The organism is Rhizobium sp. CB2179, assembly GCF_057653455.1.
Genome location: NZ_JBYGKR010000006.1, coordinates 16,969 through 40,097, shown reverse-complemented (window position 1 = coordinate 40,097; position 23,129 = coordinate 16,969). Strand labels below are relative to the sequence as shown.

Below are 23,129 nucleotides of genomic sequence, written 5' to 3'. Positions count from 1 at the left end.
TATTTCCTCCATAATGAATAGTTAAACGCTTCTATTCTATTGAGGTGGCTCGATGCGGTGACGGGCAGGCAAACGGCAAGCATCGGTGGCCAAGGCTCTCACCTTGCAAACACAAAGAGACCGAGCGCGAGGGCGTTGCGCCGCCTGTTTCGACGGCGCATTTGCTTGCCTGCTCGCGCCTTCAGCGCCGCCATCCTTTCGCCGAGGAGCCAAAGGGCCTTGTTGAGCTTGATATCCTGATCGATGCCGTTCACGGCGCGGGACTTCACCTGCAGAGATCGTCGCGGCCGACGCCCCTCAGCCCGCCGTTGATGGCGATTTCCTGAACCACGTTCCATACGGTCCAGGCGCTCCAAAACAATGAGCATACCAGGCGAAGGCGCTCCCGCGCCGGCGCCAGTTCGCGCACGGCTTGACCGGTTAAAAGGGCAGCCGCAGGAGGGTTAGCGCAGCGCCGCTCGGAACGTGCGGAATCCGGGACGACTGCTGCCATGGAAATTTTCAAAACGGGTGGGTGCATTCCTCTTCAAGAAATCGAAGGCGCGGAGATCATCGTTCTTAAAGTGGGTAATGAATACTGTGATGGCGACGGCGCGTGTGGACTTGAAAAGATTTGTAATATCAATGATGAGAAGTACATTTACGAGAGGCGTGCATCGGATGAAAACGGCGCAGTGGCGATGTTCCGCATAAGCACTGAGTGTGATCTTGGAAGTTCAACAGTCCGAGGCTGTCCAGCGCAAGCGTTCCAGGTCCGTCGGCACCTTCGCATCGATCCGGCCAGCTCTTGAACACGAAGTAAGCGGGCCGTTTACCCATTGGCGTATCCATCCCACGTCTGTTTGTTCACGATCTACACAAAACTTTCGTGAATTTTGCGAGCGACCGTCGGGTCACCAAGATATCCGGTGATCCCATGCCGGTTGGATGTACCGTTCCTGACACCGGAATAATTCTCGATCGGTGGCCGAATAGCGAAATTGGCACTGTCCAGGGCATTTAGCGCTACGACATCCCGGGTATCGTATGCATTGAACCAACTGGTGACGCTTCTTGGAAAGCCTATCGGGCTGAGAGGCGTCCGGATAGCCCTTATGCCTAGCGGCGAGCCAATCGTTACCAACATCGGGACTTTGAAATCTGGGTTTGTCTTCAGCACGTTATAAGCAACGACCGAGCCCAGTGAATGGCCAACTACGATCGTCGGTTCGCGGTTCATCGTTTTCAGAACGATTTTGTCAATTTGGTCTCTCACCAGATCGGAGGTGAGATAAAGGTACACATCGCGCGTGAATGCCTCGATCGCATCAGCGCTTAGTCCGCCGCCATGCTTATCGAGCGCCTGCAATATCGCCTGTACCCACTCCCAGTTCAGTGGCCCACGGGTCTTTGGATTATTTCCGTATTCGGCGTCAATTTGCGCATCACTCACGCCAGCGTTCACGACGAGTTCATTTGCTACCTGCGCCTGGAATGCCAAGAAATCGTCCTGCTGAACACTTCCTCGGGCGCGAACCTGGGAAGCAACTTGAATTTTCGATTGATTGACGAATTTGTCCAGCGCATCTCCGTAATAAGGGAACTCAATATCAATAGAAGCCGGGAGTTTGAGGTTCTGTATCGCCAGCGCGGATATCAACGCGTCGCTCCACGTTTTTTTCAATACCACCGGATCCAGGCCCTGCTGGCTACGGCCGTGGATGAACACGAGCCGCAATGGAGCTGCAGCCTCGGCGTTCATACCTCGCATGCAGGCGATGGCCGACGCCAAAGTCAGAAATGTACGGCGATTAATCATGGAACAGTTCCCAAGTTTCAAGGTACGATTTGAGCGGATGCCACCAGCTGGTCCATCCCTGCGGCGTCGAAAGTCGTCCACAATGACGGCTTCAGATGCCTCTTGAGGTTGTCCAGCTGCGGCGAAGACAGTCCCAACACGCGCAAGAATTCCCATCCCTGCGTTAGCATGGGGCAAAAAGGGATTACTTTACCCACCAAGCTTCTCCCCTTCCACGCAAGCATTTCGACATCGAACAAACCCAGCCCTAAGTCGCCGCTCATGAACTGCGAGACTGAACGAACATCTTCGATGAGATCGGCATCCCAATAGGCATAGGCGGCATAAACGCCAAGCGTCGGATCTACAGATTTGAGAACGCGAATGTCGTCTCCCATCTTCCTACCCTTGATCGCGCGGGTTGCCCGATCCCCCTCGATACGGAAGGCACCGAGCGACGCAGCCGACGCTACGACCGCGTGTAATTCATTCAAACGTTTGCCCTCGCCCGCATATTCGGACCATCGCGAACTGTTGCTAGAGGGGACATAGCTGACATTGCTGACACCTGCATCAGAGGCGACAATGTTGCCGACAAACCCCTTTATGGCAGCCGCTACCGTTCCCGATCCATCAGCAAAACGAATAACCACGGTCTCACCTGGACTTCCAGGTGCCAGGTCGATCCTCACGAGAGCAGACTGGGTTCCATCGCCACCACGGGTGATTGTTGCTTTGCTGCCTCCCAGCGCAAAGGCCTCCGCAGCAACAGCTCCCATCACTGAGAAACCAGTCTGCGACTCGAAGCTCAAGGGTGCTATTGAAGAGAGGATTAGATCTTTAGTCGCGTCGAAACCCGTGGTCACCGAATAGTTGGAGACATCGGTTTTGGACACATTAGCGGATAGATTGGATGACGAAAGCGCATCATTGTTAAATTTCGCTCCAATGTTTTCCAGAGCAAGATCGACGACCGAGTTCAACGGAACCACTTTAATGTCGAACGACGTTTGTTGCGTGACGACATGCGCTTTGCCAATGTACACGTCGTCATTCGAGGTCACTTCGACATCGGGCAGCTGCCGCAAGGTTATCGACTGTTGCTGAACTCGGCGGGAGACTTCTCGCTTGAGATAGTTTTTGAGAGCACGGTTTGGAACCACCACACCAACGCCCTGCAAAGTGTGCACCATATCCGGTTCCGGCCGCTGAAACGCCTCAAGAAAACAGGCCGTGAAGATTCCCTGATAGCCCTGGCGCACGCTATCGGCGACAGGCAACTCAAACGCCGAGCCACCGGCGCGCGTCGCCATGAACTTGTCGATATCTGCAATACTCGTCGAAGGTCCATTGTTCGGAAATATGAAGCCGCCCCGCACTCGGCCGGCGTTCAAACTGTCGGGCGAGGAGCGGCAGGCGTCCGAGATGAAAATAACATTGGGGATCCCACAGTCCTTCGCCAGCACTGCGCTTTCCAACAAGCTTATCGCTTCATTCGGATTGACAGGAGCACCGGATAACATCCACCACTCGTTGTCGCCGCTCATGAACCCGTGCCCAGCGAAATAGATCACCAGCATATCCATGTTGCCGCGATTGACGAAATCGGCAACAGCGTCAAAAACCCCTTGCAGCGTGACCTTGCCGGCGTCATCGGCAAGCAGCTTAACCTCGAAATTCTCCGAGCCAAGCCAGGTCGCCACCGCCTTGGCGCTGTCAGTCGCAGTGAGTTTCGGAAGTCCGTCGACCATGTCGACGCCGATCACTATTGCACCCCTCGTCAAGCCTTCTTGCCCGAGCGCTTTATGCGAAGCCAAAACAAATGCACTCAAAGCTGCGGTGGCAGAAAGAAACTGACGTCGCTTCATTGGCTCAGTCCTTAAGGCATGAGAGAATGGCTTCTTCCATTTACCCACCTCGGCATCCGAAGTGAGGTAACTTCGAAAATCAACGAGGCCGCCAGTTAGCCATCTACGCTGCGTCTGACGTAAAGGTTCGTCTGCGGGATTGTCGCTCGATACTTGCAGTCCAGCCCCGCCACCACAGGTTGCCATTGACTGTATGCCGCTCAGTCACGCGCAACTCATGCCTCCAACCGTACAAGGTGACGGAAGAGGACGGCGTCAATCGCTGCTGCTTTGACGTTGGTAGGTAGAATGATCTGTTCGACGGCATCTACCCAGCGAGCACGACAACCAGCGGAGCAAGAGTACCGACCGGCTATCGCGTTACTCCGTGAAAAGGCAGCTAATGCGCAGATGCTTGAGGAATAAACCTGCCTTTCCTAACAAATCTTCTGGCCACGAAAGCATCGCATCCCTCGATGAACGTCATTAGCGTCACCAGGAAAATAGAGCAGAAGAATATGGAAGGAATATTCCGCAACAGCCTTTGGTTGTCAATGAATTTCGCAGAAGCTCAACCTAGACCGAGAAATCTAGCTGGTAATCTGCCCCTGCGTTAACCTGGCTCCATCGCCTCGTATGCAGCCGCAGCGGTAATCGAGACCCCACACAGCCTGCTTTTGTTTTAAGAGTTGCAATCCTCCAGGCTCATGCTATCACTTATGCGTGTATACACGGCATGCAGGGATTTCAATCCTTGACGCGCTCTCACGTGCCGGCATTCCCAAAATCTGCCCTATCAAACTGTCAGTTCCGCGCAAGCTCAGACCGAGGTCCGGAATGCCGTCTCCATATAGAGAACGTCTCTCTTTCGCCTTGCGCTCCTTGGGGCTAGCAAGCGGCGCGTCACTCTGGGTTTTCGCGAGCCACGGGCCAGCCGCAGCAAGTCCCGCCTGTTCGTCACGTGACGACTTGAGTGCAAATTCGACGATCACCTGGACAGATATACGCGAAGGGTGCGACGCCGAGCGGACCACCTATCGAAAGCAAAATCCGATTGGCTCGTCGTGGTTCATGAACGCGGGCAATGGCTTTACCGGTGTGCCTTACTTGCTCCAGCGCGTCTTGCCCGATCTCGCGCCCGAAATCTGGGGACGGAACGACGAGAATTTCGGGCGTTTCGGCTTCTTTTCCGATCCGGAAGACAAATCGCGGCCTCTGCCGCTCGGCCTCGGCATCGCCTCGGCCGCGGGCCGCCCGCTCGATGCCGACGGCAATCCTTTGGGAGAAATTGATTTCGCCAAGCCTGGGCTCGATGTGGTAACGCTTGCCTGCGGCGCCTGCCACGTCGGACAAGTGCAGACGCCAGATGGGCCGGTGGTCGTCGAGGGTGCGCCGAACACGAAGATGGACGTGCGCAAGTGGCGGGATGCCTACTCGCGAACAGTGGCGGCCTACCTCTCCACCCCTGAGAAGATCAAGGCGTCGGCCGAGCGCCTCGCCGCCATCATCGATGCCAAACCGGGCGGATATTTCTATCCTCCCGCCTATTTCGGCCGGCCCGGATTTCTGAATTTCACGCCGAATGTCGAAGCCGACCAACGCGCCGCCGTAAAGAAGAGTCTAGTCGGCATTCTGGCGACCTTTGCGTGCGGCACCGTTCAGCGCGAAGCCGGGATCGAGCTTCAGAAACAGACGAGCTACGGCAACTGGAACGCACCCGGCTTTTCCGGCTTCAGCACCGGACAGCAGGACGGTAGCGGCGACCTCATATTCCAGTTGTTGGTCGCTAAGGCAATGCCCCCCGGCGAATGTCAGCCGAACGCCGCAGGAGGCCTGAACCGGAACTTCGACGCCACAGCATTTAAGGATAGCGTTCATCCAGAAATCCCACCATTTGCCACCATCACCGACATTCCGAGTGTGTGGAACCAACAGGCGCGCGCGCTCGCCCAGTGGGACGGCAGCGTGAAGATGGCGTTCTGGCGCAACATCGCCGCGCAGCTTCCGATCGTCGGCGATCCCTCCAAGATCGACCTCGTCAATACCGGCGTCGTCGCTAACTTCCTCGAAGGCCTGCCGCCGGCCCCCTTCCCGTTCGACGTCGATATGGCGAGCGCTGTGCGCGGCGAAGTGCTGTTCAAGGACAATTGCGCCGTGTGCCACAGGCCGCACAACGACACGATCTACCAGTTCCGTGATATCGGCACGGACATGAACCGCGCGGCCGTCCTCAACGGCGCGGCGTTCCAGCTTTTCGCCGCCGGCTTCCAGGCGAGCTGCCACGATCAGGATTTCCTCTATCGCACCCCGACGGGCGAAGACGTCCGACCCTGCCGGATGGCGGGCGAAGACGTGATCACTGCCCGCACGGCGCCGGAGAGCCAGGGCTATGTCGCCGAGGTACTTGACGGGGTGTGGGCGCGCGCGCCCTACCTGCACAACGGTTCCGTTCCAACGCTGTACCACCTCCTGGTGCCCGCGACCCGTCCGACGCAATTCCTGCGCGGCGCGATCCAATACGACACCGCGAAGGTCGGATACGCCTGGGATCCGGCCGCTACCGGGCTCGTTGCCGACACCTCGCCGACGCTGACCGTCTATGACACGCGAAAGGACGGCCATGCCGGTACGGGCCACGATCGCAACCTCGTGGTCGATAGCAAGCTCCGTCGCCTTGACTGGAGCGGCCCGCAATATGCCGACGCCCTCAAGGACCTCATCGAATATCTGAAGACCCGATAGCACCGGCCCCGCATTCACCCACTCGCAGTCTGGAGGACTGGTGTAATGACCGAAACAGCCTCGCCCGACATTGATGCCGGGATCGCCGAAATCGACGAGTTGCAGCGGCTGCTAATGCGCAGTACCGGCCCCGGCCTGCGTGGCCAGCACTACAAGCAGCATGGCTGCGTCTTTGCGACCTTCGAGGTGCTTGCCGACCTTCCCGAGCGCCTCAAGATCGGGGTTTTCGCCAAGCCGAAGGCCTACACGGCTTATATCCGGTTTTCCAACGGCGCGCAGCTCGACGACACCAAGCCTGATATTCACGGCATGGCGATCAAGCTAACCGGGGTCGCTGGCCGAAAGATTCTGGAAGGCGAGGAGGACGCCGCAACCCACGATTTCGTTCTGGCCGACAAGCCTGTGTTTTTCATCAGAAACACCAGCGACTATGTCCGATTCATGGCCGATTTCGCCCAGTCGGCGCCTCGCGGCGAACCGCCGCTCGCATTCATCGCATGGTTGAAGGAAAACCGGCCCGAGGACCTGCCTGTGCTTCTCGGCTTTCGCCAGCAGGTGCAGGACAGCCCGCTTGCGGCACGCTACTGGAGCCAGGTGCCCTATGCCTATGGACTCGACGACGCGCAGGTCTGCCGCTATTCCGTGGTTCCCACCAAGGAAAACCTCGTTTCGCCCATTCCTTCCGAGGCCCGCGGCGCCGGCTATCTGCGTGAGGCGATGATCGGCCATATCACCCGGGCGGCGCGGCCAGCGGTCTTCGACTTCTGCGTCCAGCTCAACGACGACACAAGCGCAAGCACCATCAACAACCCAACCGTCGAATGGACGACTCCGGTCGAACCGGTCGCCCGCATCACCATACCACCGCAGACTTTCACCTCGACAGCGCAGCTCGCCTTCGGGGAAAACCTCTCCTTCACGCCGTGGCACGCGATGCCTGAACACCGGCCGCTTGGCGAGATCAATGAGGTCCGCCGGCGGGTCTATCTCAGCAGCTCCGGCCTCCGGCACGAGACCAACCAGGTCGTTCGTCGCGAGCCGACCGGCAACGAACACTGGAGCTTCAACATGCGCCTTTCACCCGAGGAACTGACCGCCGGCATAAACGCCGACTTCAAGGCAGTGCTTGCTAAGCTACAGGCGACGTTCAATTTCATGGCAGCCAATCTCCAGCACGGGCGCGCGACGCACACTTACGGCGTCGTGGCAAAAGGAGAGGCGCGCTGCATCACGCCCGCCGGCTTCCCTGAAACCGACGTCTTCGTGCCTGGCCGCGTCTTCCCGATCATCCTGCGCCATTCCTCGCCGGGCGGTCGCGCCGACGACCGCGCCCGCGACGGTGTCGCCGCCTCGATCAAGTTCTTCGCGCCGGGAGCCAGCACCGATGGCGACGGCTTCTACGACATTCTGATGAATGCCGGCCGGCAGCTCTTCGTGCGTAGCATCCGCGACTTCTCGACCTTCGTCCACACGCCGGACGACGACAGGATAAAGCTCGTCGAGTCCGGCTTGATGCTCGACGATCAACTGCGCGAGGCTTACCGGATCCGCGGCTCGTTCACGGATTCGCAGTATCACACCTGGGTCTGTTTCCAATTCACCGACAAGACTGGCGTCAGCCGCTATGTCCGCTTCCGGCTGATCAACGCCGACCGCGGCCCCGACCGCGGGCTGCCGCGCCCGGAATTCAGGGCCGACGGCCATCCGTCCATGGACGCGACCCCAGACGACGACCGGGCTCCGGACTTCCTGCGCAAGGATTTCATTCATCGCGTCAGGCACAGCGACGTGCGCTACATCCTACAGGCGCAGCTGCGTGACGCGCCGCCGCCGCCGATTGGCAATCACGAGCTATTCGACCCGTCCCAGCCGTGGAACGAATATTGGTTCCCCTGGGCGGACATGTTCGAAATTCGCCTGACCGAGGTCATGGACGACCAGGCGGCCGTGAGCCGATTAGAGTTGAATCCGAATCGGAGCCCGGAATGCATTCGCATTCCTCTTGCAACCAGTCCCGATGATTACGCATCGCTCGGCCACGCACGGGCGATTGTCTATCCGGGCGCGCGAGCGGCACGGGCCGCCGTGCCATCGCCTCAGAACAATTAGAGGGCCGCGCCATGCTGAAGCAGGCGTTTTCAACGCTTTGGGGGTGGAGACGATGAAACGCAAGTCGCGATTTTGGCCCATCCTGCTCGGGGTCATCGTGCTGGTCGCCGCCGGCCTCTATTATATAGTCCGGATGTTCAGCGTCGATCTTCCTGACTATCCGAAGGTGGAAAAGGTCACTTCGCTCGAGCAGAACTGGTCACAATCACAACGCGAGTGGATGCACCATGCCGACCAGGGCACGGTGACCTTCTCGATACCTTACGAATGGCTGGCGGCGCTGGAGCAGCCCACGTTCACACTAACGGCCGGGCCGCCCCTCCTGTCCAGCGACTATCTCGACCGCTTCGGCTTCATCACGGCCGATGCAACCGGCCTTCCGGTCGGCTTCGCCCATGGCGGCGACCTCGTTGATCCCAAAACCGCCCAACCGTGGGTCAACCCGGCAACCGGCAAGCCGCTGACCACCGTTGGGCTCACCTGTGCGGCATGCCACACCGGCCGCTTCACCTACAAGGGCACCGCCGTGATCATCGAAGGCGGCCCGGCGCTCACCGATCTCGGGAAATTGCGCAAGGCGACGGGACTGGCCCTGCTATTCACCCGCTACGCGCCTTTCCGTTTCGACCGCTTCGCCACGGCAGTGCTCGGGCCGCAGGCGGATGACGCTGCCAAGGCCGGGCTCAAGACGCAGCTCGACAAGGCGCTAGCAGGTGGCAAGATCGAAGTCGATCTCGACAAGAAAGTGGCCGCCAAGAGCATCGAAGAGGGATTCGGCCGGCTGGATGCGCTCAACCGGATCGGCAACCAGGTCTTCTCGCTCGATCTCGACCGGCCGGAGAACTACGCCGCCCAGTCCGCGCCGGTCGCCTTCCCGCATATCTGGGACACTTCTTGGTTCGACTGGGTCCAATACAATGCCTCGATTATGCAGCCAATGGTGCGCAATGCCGGCGAAGCGCTGGGGGTCCGAGCCTTCATCAACCTCACCAAGCCGGAGCAGCCGCTCTTTGCCTCGACGGTGAAGGTCGACACAATTTTCGCAATCGAGCAGCAGTTGGCCGGCAGGCAACCGACCGCGGAGACCGGCTTTACCGGCCTGCGTCCGCCGCGCTGGCCGTCCAACCTGTTGGGGCCGATCAATAGGGAGCTCGCGGCCAAGGGTGCCGCGCTCTACGCCGAGCGGTGCCAGAGCTGCCATCTGCCACCGGTCGGCAGTGAGGGCTTTTGGGACCAGAAGCACTGGACGGACGAGAATCCAGCCGGCGAGCGTTATCTTCGCGTTCCCACCATCAAAATCGAGAAAATCGGCACCGACCCAGCCCAGGCAAAGGGCATGGCGGAGCGCAAGGTCAAGGTTCCCGCCGAGCTCGGCATCGATACCGACTCCTTCGGCGACGCGCTCGGCGAGCTCGTCGCAAAGACGAGCGCTCGCTGGTACGGCAGCCAGACGCCGCCGATGCCGCCGGAGCAACGCGAGATCATGAACGGCAATCGCCAGAATGGCATCCAGGCGCCGCTCGCCTACAAGGCCCGGCCGCTCGACGGCATCTGGGCGACACCGCCCTTTCTGCACAACGGCTCGGTGCCGACCATCGATGCCCTGCTATCCCCGGCCAGCGAACGACCGAAGACGTTCTGGCTTGGCAATCGCGAATACGATCCGGAAAAGGTCGGCTACCGAACGGAGGAGCTCCAGGGCGGTTTCAAGTTCGACACCTCGAAGCTGGGCAACAGCAATGCCGGCCACGAATTCAGCGACAACCCCGGCCCGGGCGTCATCGGCCCGGCACTGAAGCCGGATGAGAAGGTGGCGCTTATCGCGTACCTGAAGACATTGTAGGCAGCTGGCAGGAGCCGCGTGAACACGACATCGCCGCGCGCAGAGGCAAACGGCGATGGAGTGCGCATCCTGCGAATAGCCATTTCTTCTTCCTGTTATTACCCTTCAGCTTTGTTCGCGTCTCAAACGATGGTGAAGTGTAAATGCACCACTTGAAGTTTTATTCTGAAAATGACACCAATTAAGAAGGAATAGGCTGAGGGAGATACAATGACGCACGTGACGTTTATTCATGGGATCGGCAACAAGCCGAAGGCCAAGGAACTGCATGACATCTGGTTACGCAGCCTCGCTACAGGAGCCGGCGGGATAGATCTGGGTGGCGAAGGCGTGACTTCGTCTATGGTGTACTGGGCAGACGTATTGTACGCCGATCCAGATCCCAATGTTGCCGCCTATGAAAGCTTCGAGGCGACGACTGCGAAAGAGGTGGAGGCTGACGCGACTGCGCGCACACCTATTCCCGCCACTATTGATGAAGCATCTTTTATCAGCGGGTTGGCCTTGAAACTCGGCGGAACTCTCGCTGCTGCTGAGACAGTGGAGGCTATCCCGCCAAACCGCGAACTTGATGGAATGCCTTATGAGCGCATCCCACTGCCTTGGCCTATCAAGAAAGCGTTTATGGAAACGTTTCTCCGCGACGTCCATCACTACCTATTTAATGTGGAGTTCACTCCGCGACCCGGCACCACGTTTAAAGTTCAGGATGAGATTAGGAAACGCTTCGTGAAAGCAGTTGCCGAGGGATCCAAATCAGGTGAGCCGCAAATTGTCGTTAGCCACAGTATGGGCACGGTGATTGCGTACGATTGCCTCAAACGCGTGCCAGGCATAAAGAAAATTGACGGGTTTATGACAATCGGAAGCTCGCTCGGCCTTGATGAGATCCAAGACAAGTTGCGTCCCGAATGGTCCCGGCCAAATGGATTCCCGTCCGAGCGGGTCGAAGGTGGATGGGTCAATGTGTTTGATCGTCTCGATCCAGTGGCGGGCTTCGACCCTTTTCTTAAAAACGACTATCAACGCGACGGGAAGGGAGATATCGAGGACGTGGCGGTCCTCAACGAAGGCGCCTGGCGTCACAGCATAGTGAAATACCTAAGAGCACCGGACCTGCGGAAAGGCGTCGAAAAGCTGCTAGCGTTGTGACGGGAGTCCGTGATGAAAGAACCAAAGCCGCCACAATCAGCCGTTTCCGAACAGACATTCAGCGTTCGAGAGATTGTGTCCGCCGTTGATCACTTTAAGGCCTTGCAAAGGTCAGACACCCTGAAGTCAGTGTCTGACTTTATAAGAAAAACAGATGTGAAAGATCTGCTAGCTAGAGGCGTTCAGGTCCAAAACCTAGTCGATAACGGTCTCTCGACCGGGGCATCAACGCTCGCAGAATTCGTCCATAAGCACGATACCAACGGGAAAATCTCCGAGGCGATACGTGCAAGGGCGTGGAAAGAACTCGCGATGAAGGCCTCCGAAGCCGGCGTTTCCGGTGCAGGAGAAGCAATCGCAAATGCCATGGAAGCCTACCGGCGCCAGTATGATAGCGACCCGGAATCAAGGGTTCGCTCAAGCTTGAACCTTATCGGTCTGGCAACCCTTGCTCGGCAATTTGATGTCCCTGTCCCTGTCGATATTGATCGCATCAAGCTCGCAACGATAGTCTTGGAAGATCTTCACAGAACCCCGCAGGGGCTCCGAGGAGCACGATTTTACGCGTCCAAAGCGGAAGCGTTCATAGCTCTCAATGACTTGGATCGTGCGCAGTCCGAATTGGCAAGAATCGTCCAGAATAAAACTACAAGCGCCGAAACTCTTGGTGCGGTGACTCGACAGCTTCGCGATCTGTGGCAGCTTGGTACCCAGAGCAACCAGGGCGCAGGAATCATCCAAACGATGGGCGCGGCGGTTCTTACTCGAAATTTCGATGTCGCTTTGCTGCCTGCCGGGGACGTGAAGGCTTTGGCCGAGGCGACTGCTCCCTCGGACCGCCAACTTGAGTCAATTCTCGGCAAAGACGGTCCACTCTCATACGAATGGGTGAAGAGAGGTATGGAGTCCGCTCAATCCGTTGGTGTCGTCAGGATGAAAGGCGTGAATACGAGAGTTGGCACGGGTTTTATAGTTCGCGGAGGCGATGTAGTTCCGGCCCTCGGTGATGAGATTTGCGTGCTTACGAATGCCCATGTAGTCAGTGATAACCCAAGCGATAAAGCCTGCTTTCCCGAGGAGGTCGAGATTGTCTTTGAGGCAGCCGACAAAAATATCTCATTTGGCTTTTCGAAATTGCATAAGACTTGGCCTAAGGAGCATCTCGATGCGAGCTTGTTGAGTATCGACGGCATGATACCCGCCGTCAAACCTCTGTCGTTTGCGCCGCGGCTTCCCCTGAGAGATGGGACTCAACGCGTCTACGTGATTGGCTACCCCAATGGCGGAGAGTTAGCTTTTTCGTTGCAGCATAATCACCTGATCGATCACGAAGGACCTCACGAAGGCACGCCGGTAGACAATTCTGTACGCCATGTGCAATACACGGCTCCTACTGAGCCCGGAAGTTCAGGTAGCCCCGTTTTCAATGCTAGAAACTGGCAGGTAATTGCCCTCCACCAGAAGGGTGATAGAGACGAAGGTCTGCGGCGCCTGAACGGGAGAACTGACAAGTGGGCTGCAAACCAAGGCATTTGGATACAGAGTATTTGTACAGCAGGCGCTATCTAGACAAACAAGGGGCCGTGAAAACCGCGGCCCATAATGTGTAAAGGTTGTGTTCCGGCGTGCATGTGTGGATGCTCCCGGCTATGCAAGTAGGCATCGAGCTTTTTTGAGCTGCGATCGGGTGCGGTCATTTTGTCGGGCCTCACGTTACGGCATTGCATGAACCGCAGGCCGGTATGGCGATACGCGGGCTAAGCTATATCCACATTTGCGTCTAAAGCAGTCGCGTTGGCATCGCGTTCGCGCTATTGACAAACCGGGCGGCTTCCGGGCCGTGGAGAGACGATCAAACTCGATGGACCAACTCACGGCGGATGAAGCGAAAGAGGAAAATTACGGCTGTCAATCGGCGTCCAAAATTTGCACGCCGAAACACACTCTGCGACCTCATTCACCATCGCGCCGGGCCGAAGGCTCTCCAAACGATCTGAGCCTTGACCTCGTCCGGCCACTGCCGGTGAACCTCACGTCCAAACTTCCTGGTCGTGAGAACCTCCAATGTAGTCTCCATGGAGAAACTCCCGTTGCTCATCCACGGAATCCGATCACAGATTATGACGGCCGGGACAATGTGGGAGCGGGACACCGGTTACGGATATCTTGCTCCGATCAGCTGAGCACTGTAAGCGCAGCCCCGTTCACACCTTGACCAACTTTTGAAGACTCCAGAGGTCGACAAGCACTTGAGTACATCTGCGTCGTGATACCTTGGCCTGCCATTGTTATCGGGAGGCCAATATGTGCAAGAGAGTGGTCATTTACGCGCGGTATTCAACAGATCAACAGAACCCAGCTTCTATCGAAACCCAGCTTGACCTGGGGGCTTCATTTGTTGCTGAGCGCGGTTGGAAGCTGAGCGGGACATATGTTGATGCTGGCATTAGCGGCGCGAGTTTCGAAACACGGCCAGGCCTTCAGGCTGCGCTGACAGGGGCGCGAGAGGGAGCCTACGATGTCCTACTTTGCCTTACGCTTGACCGGCTCTCGCGAGACCTAGAACACAGCGCTAAAGTGTTGAAGCTGCTCCAGTTCCACGACATTGAACTTTGGACCGTACACGGCGGTTCTCAAGTGTCAGCCATGGAGCTTGGCCTGAGGGCGGTCCTGAATAGCGAGATGCTGGAGCAGGTTCGATATCGAACCAGGGAAGGCATGAAAACCGTAGCGAAGACGGGCCGAGTTCCCGGCGGCATTTGTTACGGTTACTCGATCAAAAAGATGATTGGAGCGGACGGCGAACCGATCCGTGGCCTGAGGGATATCATTGCCGCCGAGGCGGCTGTGATCGTGTGGATATTTGAGCAATACGTGAAAGGCCTAAATCCTGACGCCATCGCAGAAATCCTCAATGGGCAGGGTATACCAGGCCCTCGCGGGCAGGCTTGGAGAGGAACGGCGATCCGGGGACACCGGCGAAGAGGTAGCGGAATTCTGAATAATCAGATGTACATCGGTCGCCTGGTGTTCAACAGGCTCGTATACCGAAAGAACCCAGTAAGCGAACGCCGGGTGTCTCGGCTCAACTCGCCAGAGCAACATATCATTCAAGAGGTTCCTACGCTTCGCATTGTCTCGGACTCACTCTGGAAAAAAGTAAAACGGAGGCAGGCTTTACCTCGCCACCGGACAACAACTTCGCGCCGACCGTCTAGCCCACCCGGTAATTCCAAGGCAGGAGATGCGCAATTTGGCTCTGCTTATGGCCATTAACGAGAGCCGTTAGCGTGCTGGTGAGATAGCCAAATGGATCGACGGCGTTGAGCTTACAGGTCTCGACGAGCGATGCGATGGTCGCCCAATTCTCCGCTCCAGAGTCATGACCGGCGAACAGAGCGTTCTTTCGGTTTAGCGCTATCGGCCTGATGGTCCGTTCAACGGTATTGTTGTCGATCTCGACGCGGCCGTCGGCCAGGAAGACGCAAAGACCAGCCCAGTATTTGGCGATGTAGGTAAGCGCTTCGCCGAGAGGCGACTTGCCAACAACGCGGGTGCGATGATGGCCGAGCCAGATTCGCATGTCTTCGATCAACGGAGCTGACCGTGCCTGCCTCCCAGCTAGACGAGCGTCTGCGGGAAGGCCGCGCAGCTCTGTCTCGATCCGATAAAGTTCGCCGATCCGCTGCACGCCTTCCTCTGCAATCGGCGCTGATCCGTTCCGGGTGATCTCGACCAGCTTGCGACGAGCATGCGCCCAACAATAGGCAAGTTGGATGCTCGGCCCAACACGATCTGGCGCGATCAGCCTATTATATCCGGCGTAACCATCCACCTGAAGGATGCCCGTAAATCCTTGCAATATCCGCTCGGCATGTCGCCCGCCGCGACCGGGTGCATAGGTGAAGGCTACCCCCGGCGACGAACCTCCGTCCCACGGTCGGTTATCACGGGCCAGCGCCCAGAAGTATCCGGTCTTGGTTTTACGGGAACCGGGATCAAGTACCGGCGCACGGGTCTCATCCATGAACAGCTTCGTCGACCGCTTCAGGTCGGCAAGCAAGGCGTCGAAGACCGGGCGCAGTTCGAAAGCAGCCCGACCGACCCAGTCGGCGAGTGTTGAGCGGTCGAGATCAACGCCCTGGCGGCTCATGATCTGCGCCTGGCGGTAGAGAGGTAAATGATCGGCATATTTGGAGACCAACACATGCGCGATGGTTGCCTCAGTGGGTAATCCGGCCTGGATCAGTCGTGCAGGTGCTGCAGCCTGAGATATGCCATCGGTGCAAGAACGGCAGGCGTATTTTGGGCGACGAGTAACAATGACACGGAACCGCGCAGGAATGACATCCAGCCGTTCGGACACGTCCTCCCCGATGCAATGCAGGCCGCCGCCACAGGTGCAGATCAAGCTCTCTGGCTCGATGACCTCTTCGACACGAGGAAGGTGGGCGGGAAGAGAGCCACGATTGGCGGCACGAGATTTGGGGCGCAGCTTACCCGACGGGCTATCGGCTTCATCTTCGGCATGGATAACCGCTATGGCCGTTTCCAGGTCCTCCAATGCGAGATCGAATTGCTCGGGATCGGCCTTCTCGGACTTGCGGCCGAAGGCAGCCTGCTTGAAAGCGGCGACCAGCTTCTCCAACCGTTCGATCCGATCATCCTTGCGGACTTCACGCGCCTGCGCCGCGAGCAGCATTGCCTTCAAGGCAGCAATATCATCCGGCAAATCGGCAGCGTCCAACATGCAAGAATTTTATCAAACTCTGCCTCGTCTCGCTGCCCGGATTTGTCGGACGAGTCATCGTGTCGCACCTATTCGATTGCGGTCGGCACTCTTGCCTCAACGGCACGAACCCGACGCCAGTCGAGGCCTGCAAACAGCGCTTCGAATTGTGCATGGCCCAGTGTCATCAGGCCATCCTTGATGCCCGGCCAAGTGAACGTGTGCTCCTCCAGCCGCTTGTAGGCCATCACCAACCCGCTGCCATCCCAGTAGATCAGCTTCAACCGGTCTGCCTTACGTGACCGGAATACGAAGACCGTCCCTGTGAACGGGTCCTTGTGCAGCTCGTTCTTCACCAGCGCCGCCAATCCATCATGGCCTTTGCGGAAGTCGACGGGCTTGGTCGCCACCATGATCCGAACCCGGTTTGATGGAAAGATCATGCCGGAACCGCGCAAGCACGCGCGACAGCGGCGATCCGGGCGGCAGACGCGCCTTCCTCCAGGCGTATCGTGACAGCGCCGACGATGATCTCGGGACGGCTGACTTTTTTGATTGGCAGCTCCGAAGCGGGTGGATCAACGATCACCGATGCGAACTCAACCGCATCCTTGGGTGCAGGCAGAACCAACTTGCCCTGCCGGGCCATCGTTCTCCAAGTCGACAGGTGGTTCGGCTTCAGCCCATGTCGCTCAGCGACTTCATTGACCATCGCGCCGGGCCGGAGGCTTTCCGAAACGATCCGCGCCTTCAACTCGTCAGGCCAGTGCCGATGAACCCCACGTCCAGGATTCCTGGTCGTGAGAACCTCCAATGTACTCTCCATGGAGAAACTCCCGTTGCTCGTCCATGGATAGCCGATCACAGATCAGAGCGGCGAGGACAACGTGGGAGTGGAGCAGCGGTTACTGAGCACTTCAGTTGCCTCAACACTGTCGCAGATCGTCACACTTACCAAAGGGTCTCTCGACCTCAACCGGGCTGTGCCCGACCGTGTTCGCAAAGGGCGGGTGTCGATCCTGACGGTACCCTTGCGCCGCCATGAGAAATTATCGTTGGCCAGAGGGGCCGTGACAAGGCGATTGCCGACGCGAGCAAAGCTCTGGGAAAGCTCTTGGCCGAAGGGTGTCGTTATCGGGGAACTGACCACGGACTCGTTAACCGCAGATCACGAATGCAGATAATCCTCTATTTCCGGAGCAAGTTCCAAAAGCTTTTTTCGCAACTCCTTCAAGATCCTCGAACTTGCGAGCGTCTCAAAGGCGAAGTCGCGTCGCTTCTCTTCCGGCAGCTTGTAAAAATGATCGGCGAGGATTTCTGCGGTGACTCTTGTTGCCCGTGCTCTCGTCGGCTGGTTGCCGTCGGGAAAATTGTGGGATTCCGTCTCGATGATTGACTCACCTCTCACGCGGATTTCCCTCAGGAATGATGAGTAAGGGCGTACAAGCGATATGTAGGTATTGGAAGAATCCTGAAGGTCTCGCGACTCAAGGACTTGGGGTACGACTGCTCGGTAAAAGGTCTCTTCGTCATAGGCCATGACTTCAGAATCTCCCGTGCCTAGAAACTGCGGCACGAAGATACGTACCCTTCGATCATCAATGTGGCAGTCGGCGTCGCTCCAGAAAGCCCATGTTCGGTTCGTTGCGATCGTGAGTGTGAGCCCGTAAATAAGGCTGGTGCTCCAGACACTGTCGAGCTCGCGGACGTCGATTCGCCATGGCGCATCGGGCTCGTTTATCAACCAGTACGAAGACAAGACTCGCTTAAGCGAGGTCATCTTTGCCCGGATATAGGTATCCAAAACCATTTTCGCCCGATCGCTGAGGTCCGACTTGTCATCAAGTGCTCCCATCGTCATGATCAAGCGCACCACCCTGATCAGATCCTGCTCAACCCCAGAAAAAACTTGGTCCCGTAAAGTCCGAACCTGGTCTTTGGTGCGATCATCAACCTTGCAGGGCCACTGATCAGTTTCCAGGTAGGACGACATGGTCTGGATGCGTTCGGAAAACTCCTGTGGGAACCTGATCTCGAACGGGACGCGTTCGGTCGTGTTCCATTTCAGGTAAGGGCGGATGGTCTCAAACAAAGCGGTGGCGTTAAAATTATCAACACCATCAAAGTGAATGAATACCGGAGCCGGTCCCTTCGGCTTCTTGATTACGAAGGTCGAACGATCGCTTCCGAATAGATAGGGCAAGGGAACCCTGGCCTTCGGCTCCCTGGCGTTGTGGATAGCCGCACGCCTTTTCAATTCGACAGCCAGATCAATCAATGTCATCGATGCCGGGCGAGGCGCCTCCAATATGGAGCACATGTGATGTGTCATAAAACCCGCACCGATTTCATCCAATTCGCGGGTTCTCTCCAAATGATCGCTTGCGCACAGAATCAGTTCGCTGCCGGCTTTCAGTTCTTCTGGAAACTGCTCGCTGCCTTTGAAGCCTGCAGCGCGTCCTGCATGACAGCAATCCAAGATGAGCAGCTTGTTGCTGGCTTCGCTAAACTGTAGAGAATCCAAAAGGTAGTGGGCGTTGATCGCGCTGTCGAAGATGCTCGGTTTCGTGCCGGACAAAAGCAGGTACAGTCTGCCTCTCAGGAGCTCTCCATGTCCCGAGAAATACACCATCAAGGTATCGGCAGAGGTACACGCGGCTGCCGCGTCTGCGACGCGTTTTTGGATCTCGTGGTAATCCAGATCAGAAGGGAGGCGCTCCACTTCAAAGTCGCATCGCGTACTGAGCGCCACCTCCATGCGATCAGCATCGGTCTCAGCGAACTGAAGTTCCTGCCACGACGGACCATTTGAACCGAGGACGATCGCCTTTCGGACCATGCTCAACCCTTGTGTTTTTCTGTAAGCTCGACTTTCAGGCCGAGAAACGAAATTTTCAATGCACGACTCATTTCCTCTTCTGATTTGCCCTCAGACTTTGAAATGGTTGTCCTTCGGTTCCGGGAAATGGCGTCGATTATTTGAGCTACAGCTGACGCAACTAATGGGGCCGCGGCTGCCGATGCGAGGATAAGAAGTTCGATCGACTTCAATCCAACGTCACTTGGAGGCAGCTGCAGATCTCGATCGGGCATGGAAACGTCGTGAACGCGCTTCCTAATTTCACGAAAGAGATCAAGCTCGTTTTCCGCCAGGAGCTGCACGACCTCGGACGAAAGCGATATTGCTATAACCTGTTGTTCCATTTCCCCCTCCTGCTGCAACCATAACGCAGCATCGCACATATTACACTTTGCGGGAATGCCTTTGGCCGCCTTGAACGGAATCGAACCGGCGGCCGGTAATTGGGAGTCCGGACCGGCCCATTTGAAATCCTCGCAATCAAGTGCGCTTTCGATCGCTATCGGAGAAGGTGGGGAAACCTCTCACGCAACTGCTCTATTGCCTTTTCCGACGATTTCCAAGGTTCTCCCTTGAGCCTAGTAAGGACGTCCTTCCAAATGAGACCGAAAGTATTGATAGCGTCGTCCTCGCTGAATTCCACCCCCGGCGAAAGCAACGGCGCGATGTCTTCCGTCAGGCTTTTTGTTAGTTTTTCGATCATGCGCTGCTCGGCATTGGCTCTGGTTATCACATTCTCTTCAAGCGAAAGGTAGTGCTCGAATGCTGCGACAAGCCGCTCCGGATCGAGAGAAAGTTCTCGAAAACCCTCATGAAGGTCGAATAAGTCGCGGTTCTTTCTCCGCTGCAAAAGCGCCCGGAGCTTTGTGCCGAACAGTTCCTCCTTGTCATAGGATATGATGTCCGCGTCGCCGTTGAACCACCCATTCTCCACCTTGAACGGATAAGCTTGCGTGCCATACAAAGACGTGTGTTCGCGAGTGTTGATCTCCACCTTAAGCTTAAGCGACGCTCCAGGCTCGGCCTCTGGCGCGAAGCGGAAAACCAGGTGCGTCGAATGACCCGCTTGCTCCCTTTTGCACTTCCCGAGCCAGGAAAGAGCATCGCGGATCGCGTCAATCGTTGGTCCGATGGGTTCGGCCGTGATCTGAACGAGGTCGATATCCTCGGAATAGCGCATAGGTCGTTTGAAAAGCAACTTGTTGATGGCAGTACCACCTCGAAATGCGATTTTGCCCTCAAGCTTTGGCGCCGAAAAAAGGTCGCAGAGAGCGCGGGAGATAATAAGGTCCTGCTCAATCTGTCGAGAATCCGGCCATGGTGCCTGGGTAGCCCAAGCTGTGAGGTGAGCATTTGGGATCAAAAGTCGATTTCCACGTTTTCATTGATGTTGAGACGCCACCGATCATCTCTTGCTTCGGAGAATGAAAGGCCCTCGATTAGCGGCCTTACCGATGGGTCGAGCGGCGTATATTTATCGCTTTGCTGGGCAAATGACTGCAACGCGTCGGCCTGTTTTTTGTGGTTTGACAAATCGAGCAGGTAGCCGAGTCGTCGGACCGAAGTGTTTTCGAAATGCTGTGCGGCTGATGCCAGTTTCCTAGGATTCGCGCGGTCGCCAATATCCTTCGCGATCTGAGCCACACCATTGATGCCCGTAGCCCGCTTAAAGTAACGGATACAGTCCAGGAGCGTTAACTCCACACCGGCAACTTGAGCGTATCCAGTGTCCGTCTTTAGGGGCGTCAGCCAATCTTTTTGGTTGGTAGCGCTGAAGATGCTCGGCGCCAAATAGATGAACTGGATCCGGTGACGCCCAATGATAATCGATCGGAACTGCTGCGGCACGACAACTTGAAATACCATTGCTGCCTGGTGCGAAGAACCATGCATGGCCGCCGCGCGCAGAAGGGATATGCGGTAGTCAGTGCCGAGATATTTCATCAGGGGATCGATCCAGCGCGCAGGATCTGGAGCGCCGGCAGTTCTATCTTCAGGCCGCAGGATGATATAGAATCCGTGCCTCGGATTGGCCAATCTTTTCCTGGAGATTTGCCGCGTCAAAGCTGCGGTAAAGGCTTCAGGCTTCAGTGAGAGCTCCGCCAATGCACCTTCGCGGGTAAACGTCGAGTACCCGCTCATCAGTTTGTTTTCGATGTAATCATCCAGTGAAGACATCTGTCAATCATACGCAAAAACAAACAGAAATATAGGGGTTTTGCATATGATTGGCGACAGACGGTCGCCACGAGGTTGGAGCTTGACCACGTAACTTTTTTCCTCCACAAATGAGGGACGAAAAAGTTACGTGGAGATTCGGTATGGCTGCGGTGATTTATCGGGAAGCTCGCGAATGCGATCGCCGACTCTCGCAGTATTTCAACTCGAATCCGTCGCAGTGGATCGATATCGTCAAGGCAATGGTTGCCGCGCGCGGCTCTTGCACTGCCCATAACCCCAAGGCCTCCGCAGGGTATTTCGCCTGGGATGCGGGAATCACTCGTATGCGCCAGATGTTCTGTCGCGAAGGCTGGAATGCCTTGGATGAAAGCGGCGTCGAGCTTATCGCCAACCACGACTTCCGTCGCAAGGTAACGGTGATGAACGCCGACAAGGGCGTGTGCGATCCCTTGCGCTCTCCCCGCAATCGCACCGAAAAGGGTCCGATGGCGGAGAAAATCACGGATCTGAACAATCAACTTGATCTATTCCGTCAAGACCATCCTAGGGAGATCAGGCGCGACATTTACGACCTCTGGCAGTTGTGTGTGTTCGACGACGGGAAAGACGTACGGGCAGAGCTATCACGCCCGATCGAATTTCGCGGTGGCTTCTATGTCGGCTACAGCGAGCGCATATGGATCATTCGCCCCGGCGAGTGGGAACGGATTGCGGTCGAGAAGCCCGCCGACGACGGCGGACAGGATTTCGATATCACCGTGCGCAGGAAATAAGCAGTCATGCTCACACCTGGTCGTCTCAGCCTCGCTCGAAAGCGAAGGGGGCTGACGAAGAAAGGATTCGCAGAGGTCTTGGGCGTAACTCCACACACGGTGTTGCGCTACGAGAGCGGGGACATATCGCCGTCTCCCGAGACTCTAGAGCGAATTGCGCAAATTCTAGACTTTCCCCCTGCCTTCCTCTGTGCTCCGGACGTCGATGAAATCGTTAGCGATGCCGCGAGCTTCCGCAGCCTCACATCGATGACTGCCAAGGATCGTGATGCGGCGCTAGCTGCTGGCACGCTGGCGTATCTCTTCTCCGACTGGGTGGACGAGAACTTTAGCCTGCCAGAGGCAGCTCTGATCGACTTAAAGGGCGAAACCCCAGAAGTTGCCGCACGCTCGCTCCGACAAGAGTGGGGGCTTGGAGAGCAACCCATCAAAAACATGGTGCATTTGCTTGAGGCGAAAGGCGTGAGGGTCTTTTCGCTCGTCGAGGACACACGAACAGTCGACGCATTTTCTGTATGGAGAGGCCCCCGACCGTTCGCTTTTTTAAACACGATAAAAACTGCTGAGCATGGACGTTTTGATGCCGCGCATGAACTTGGCCATCTGGTTCTGCACCGGCATGGAGGTCCAAGCGGGAGACGAGCCGAAGATGAGGCAAATCGCTTCGCTTCCTCCTTCTTGATGCCCGCCGCAGACGTCATTGCCCGGCTGCCACGCATTCACACACTGAATCAGATCGTTGAAGCAAAGAAGCGATGGGCGGTGTCGGTAATGGCGATGATCTACCGTCTTCACACGTTGGAGATCATATCTGACTGGCAATACCGCATGTTCTGTATCCAAGCATCAGATCACGGGTACCGAACTTCCGAACCGTTCGGAGTGCAACGGGAGCAATCAGTCGTTTGGCAAAAGGTGCTGACTGCCCTGTGGAATGAGCGGGTCACAAAGAAGGAGATTGCTGAGCGGCTATCAGTCCCAACGGCCGAGGTAGAGAACTTGCTCTTCGGGTTGGCGGGGAATGTTTCAGTCACCGGCGAAAGAGAAAAGTCCTCAGGGCTACGCCTCGTGCCTCGATCAAGCTGAGACTTATGCGAAGCGCCGTTAAGTGAGGAT

20 protein-coding genes are annotated in these 23,129 nt (G+C 57.0%); 9 read left to right on the top strand and 11 right to left on the bottom strand.

The genetic code is table 11. From position 1 onward, the window contains the following. Positions 1–98 precede the first annotated feature (98 nt). Together AC244Q_RS35695 and AC244Q_RS35690 are read right to left on the bottom strand one after the other, a co-directional pair. Positions 99–254: a hypothetical protein gene (locus AC244Q_RS35695; protein WP_245460505.1), complete on the bottom strand. Its 156-nt coding sequence runs from the start codon at positions 252–254 to the stop codon at positions 99–101. A gap of 11 nt (positions 255–265) precedes the next feature. Then, complete coding sequence (locus tag AC244Q_RS35690) at positions 266–493, bottom strand: hypothetical protein (RefSeq protein ID WP_245460503.1); 228 nt, start codon at positions 491–493, stop codon at positions 266–268. Between AC244Q_RS35690 and AC244Q_RS35685 the strand changes: the two genes are divergently transcribed. Next, on the top strand, positions 492–791 hold the full coding sequence (locus AC244Q_RS35685) for a hypothetical protein (protein WP_128406739.1): 300 nt from the start codon (positions 492–494) through the stop codon (positions 789–791). The two genes, AC244Q_RS35690 and AC244Q_RS35685, sit on opposite strands and share 2 nt — an antisense overlap. A gap of 62 nt (positions 792–853) precedes the next feature. Here the strand turns inward: AC244Q_RS35685 and AC244Q_RS35680 are convergent, their stop codons facing one another. Both AC244Q_RS35680 and AC244Q_RS35675 read right to left on the bottom strand, forming a co-directional pair. After that, a complete protein-coding gene (locus tag AC244Q_RS35680) occupies positions 854–1,798 on the bottom strand; it encodes an alpha/beta hydrolase (RefSeq protein WP_128406738.1) in 945 nt (314 codons plus the stop codon). Positions 1,799–1,815: 17 nt separating this feature from the next. Beyond that, positions 1,816–3,645, bottom strand: coding sequence for a caspase family protein (locus AC244Q_RS35675; RefSeq protein WP_164902318.1), 1,830 nt, complete (start codon positions 3,643–3,645; stop codon positions 1,816–1,818). 1,050 nt (positions 3,646–4,695) lie between these two features. Here AC244Q_RS35675 and AC244Q_RS35670 point away from each other — a divergent pair. The 6 genes from AC244Q_RS35670 (at position 4,696) to AC244Q_RS35645 (ending at position 14,746) form a co-directional block, all read left to right on the top strand. Then, the gene (locus AC244Q_RS35670; protein ID WP_245509814.1) at positions 4,696–6,366 is read left to right on the top strand and encodes a c-type cytochrome; all 1,671 of its coding nucleotides are present in this window, start codon (positions 4,696–4,698) and stop codon (positions 6,364–6,366) included. A gap of 45 nt (positions 6,367–6,411) precedes the next feature. Continuing rightward, complete coding sequence (locus AC244Q_RS35665) at positions 6,412–8,475, top strand: catalase family protein (protein WP_245460500.1); 2,064 nt, start codon at positions 6,412–6,414, stop codon at positions 8,473–8,475. A gap of 52 nt (positions 8,476–8,527) precedes the next feature. Next, complete coding sequence (locus AC244Q_RS35660; protein ID WP_128406736.1) at positions 8,528–10,318, top strand: di-heme-cytochrome C peroxidase; 1,791 nt, start codon at positions 8,528–8,530, stop codon at positions 10,316–10,318. Between the two features lie 210 nt (positions 10,319–10,528). Then, positions 10,529–11,470, top strand: coding sequence for a lipase family protein (locus tag AC244Q_RS35655; RefSeq protein WP_128406735.1), 942 nt, complete (start codon positions 10,529–10,531; stop codon positions 11,468–11,470). Positions 11,471–11,482: 12 nt separating this feature from the next. Then, complete coding sequence (locus AC244Q_RS35650; protein WP_128406734.1) at positions 11,483–13,039, top strand: S1 family peptidase; 1,557 nt, start codon at positions 11,483–11,485, stop codon at positions 13,037–13,039. Between the two features lie 735 nt (positions 13,040–13,774). After that, entirely contained in the window at positions 13,775–14,746 is a 972-nt protein-coding gene (locus AC244Q_RS35645; RefSeq protein WP_003562103.1) for a recombinase family protein, read from the top strand. Here the strand turns inward: AC244Q_RS35645 and tnpC are convergent. From tnpC to AC244Q_RS35610, 7 genes are all read right to left on the bottom strand, one after another. After that, complete coding sequence (tnpC, locus tag AC244Q_RS35640; RefSeq protein WP_128406733.1) at positions 14,685–16,220, bottom strand: IS66 family transposase; 1,536 nt, start codon at positions 16,218–16,220, stop codon at positions 14,685–14,687. The two genes, AC244Q_RS35645 and tnpC, sit on opposite strands and share 62 nt — an antisense overlap. A 68-nt stretch (positions 16,221–16,288) precedes the next feature. Then, on the bottom strand, positions 16,289–16,642 hold the full coding sequence (gene tnpB / locus AC244Q_RS35635; RefSeq protein WP_003562101.1) for an IS66 family insertion sequence element accessory protein TnpB: 354 nt from the start codon (positions 16,640–16,642) through the stop codon (positions 16,289–16,291). Continuing rightward, positions 16,639–17,013 carry an IS66-like element accessory protein TnpA gene (gene tnpA, locus AC244Q_RS35630; protein WP_245460496.1) on the bottom strand — a complete coding sequence of 125 codons (375 nt, stop codon included), beginning with the start codon at positions 17,011–17,013 and terminating at the stop codon, positions 16,639–16,641. The genes tnpB and tnpA overlap by 4 nt, the downstream gene beginning before the upstream one ends. 354 nt (positions 17,014–17,367) lie before the next feature. Further along, the gene (locus tag AC244Q_RS35625; RefSeq protein WP_128406732.1) at positions 17,368–19,038 is read right to left on the bottom strand and encodes a caspase family protein; all 1,671 of its coding nucleotides are present in this window, start codon (positions 19,036–19,038) and stop codon (positions 17,368–17,370) included. Between the two features lie 2 nt (positions 19,039–19,040). Further along, a complete protein-coding gene (locus AC244Q_RS35620; protein ID WP_128406731.1) occupies positions 19,041–19,403 on the bottom strand; it encodes a hypothetical protein in 363 nt (120 codons plus the stop codon). Between the two features lie 155 nt (positions 19,404–19,558). Next, a complete protein-coding gene (locus AC244Q_RS35615) occupies positions 19,559–20,422 on the bottom strand; it encodes a nucleotidyl transferase AbiEii/AbiGii toxin family protein (RefSeq protein WP_128406730.1) in 864 nt (287 codons plus the stop codon). Further along, positions 20,419–21,237: a type IV toxin-antitoxin system AbiEi family antitoxin domain-containing protein gene (locus AC244Q_RS35610; RefSeq protein WP_128406729.1), complete on the bottom strand. Its 819-nt coding sequence runs from the start codon at positions 21,235–21,237 to the stop codon at positions 20,419–20,421. The genes AC244Q_RS35615 and AC244Q_RS35610 overlap by 4 nt, the downstream gene beginning before the upstream one ends. 143 nt (positions 21,238–21,380) lie before the next feature. Between AC244Q_RS35610 and AC244Q_RS35605 the strand changes: the two genes are divergently transcribed. Together AC244Q_RS35605 and AC244Q_RS35600 are read left to right on the top strand one after the other, a co-directional pair. Then, complete coding sequence (locus tag AC244Q_RS35605) at positions 21,381–22,013, top strand: hypothetical protein (protein WP_245460494.1); 633 nt, start codon at positions 21,381–21,383, stop codon at positions 22,011–22,013. 6 nt (positions 22,014–22,019) lie between these two features. Then, complete coding sequence (locus AC244Q_RS35600; protein ID WP_128406728.1) at positions 22,020–23,099, top strand: helix-turn-helix domain-containing protein; 1,080 nt, start codon at positions 22,020–22,022, stop codon at positions 23,097–23,099. The last annotated feature ends 30 nt before the right edge of the window (positions 23,100–23,129 follow it).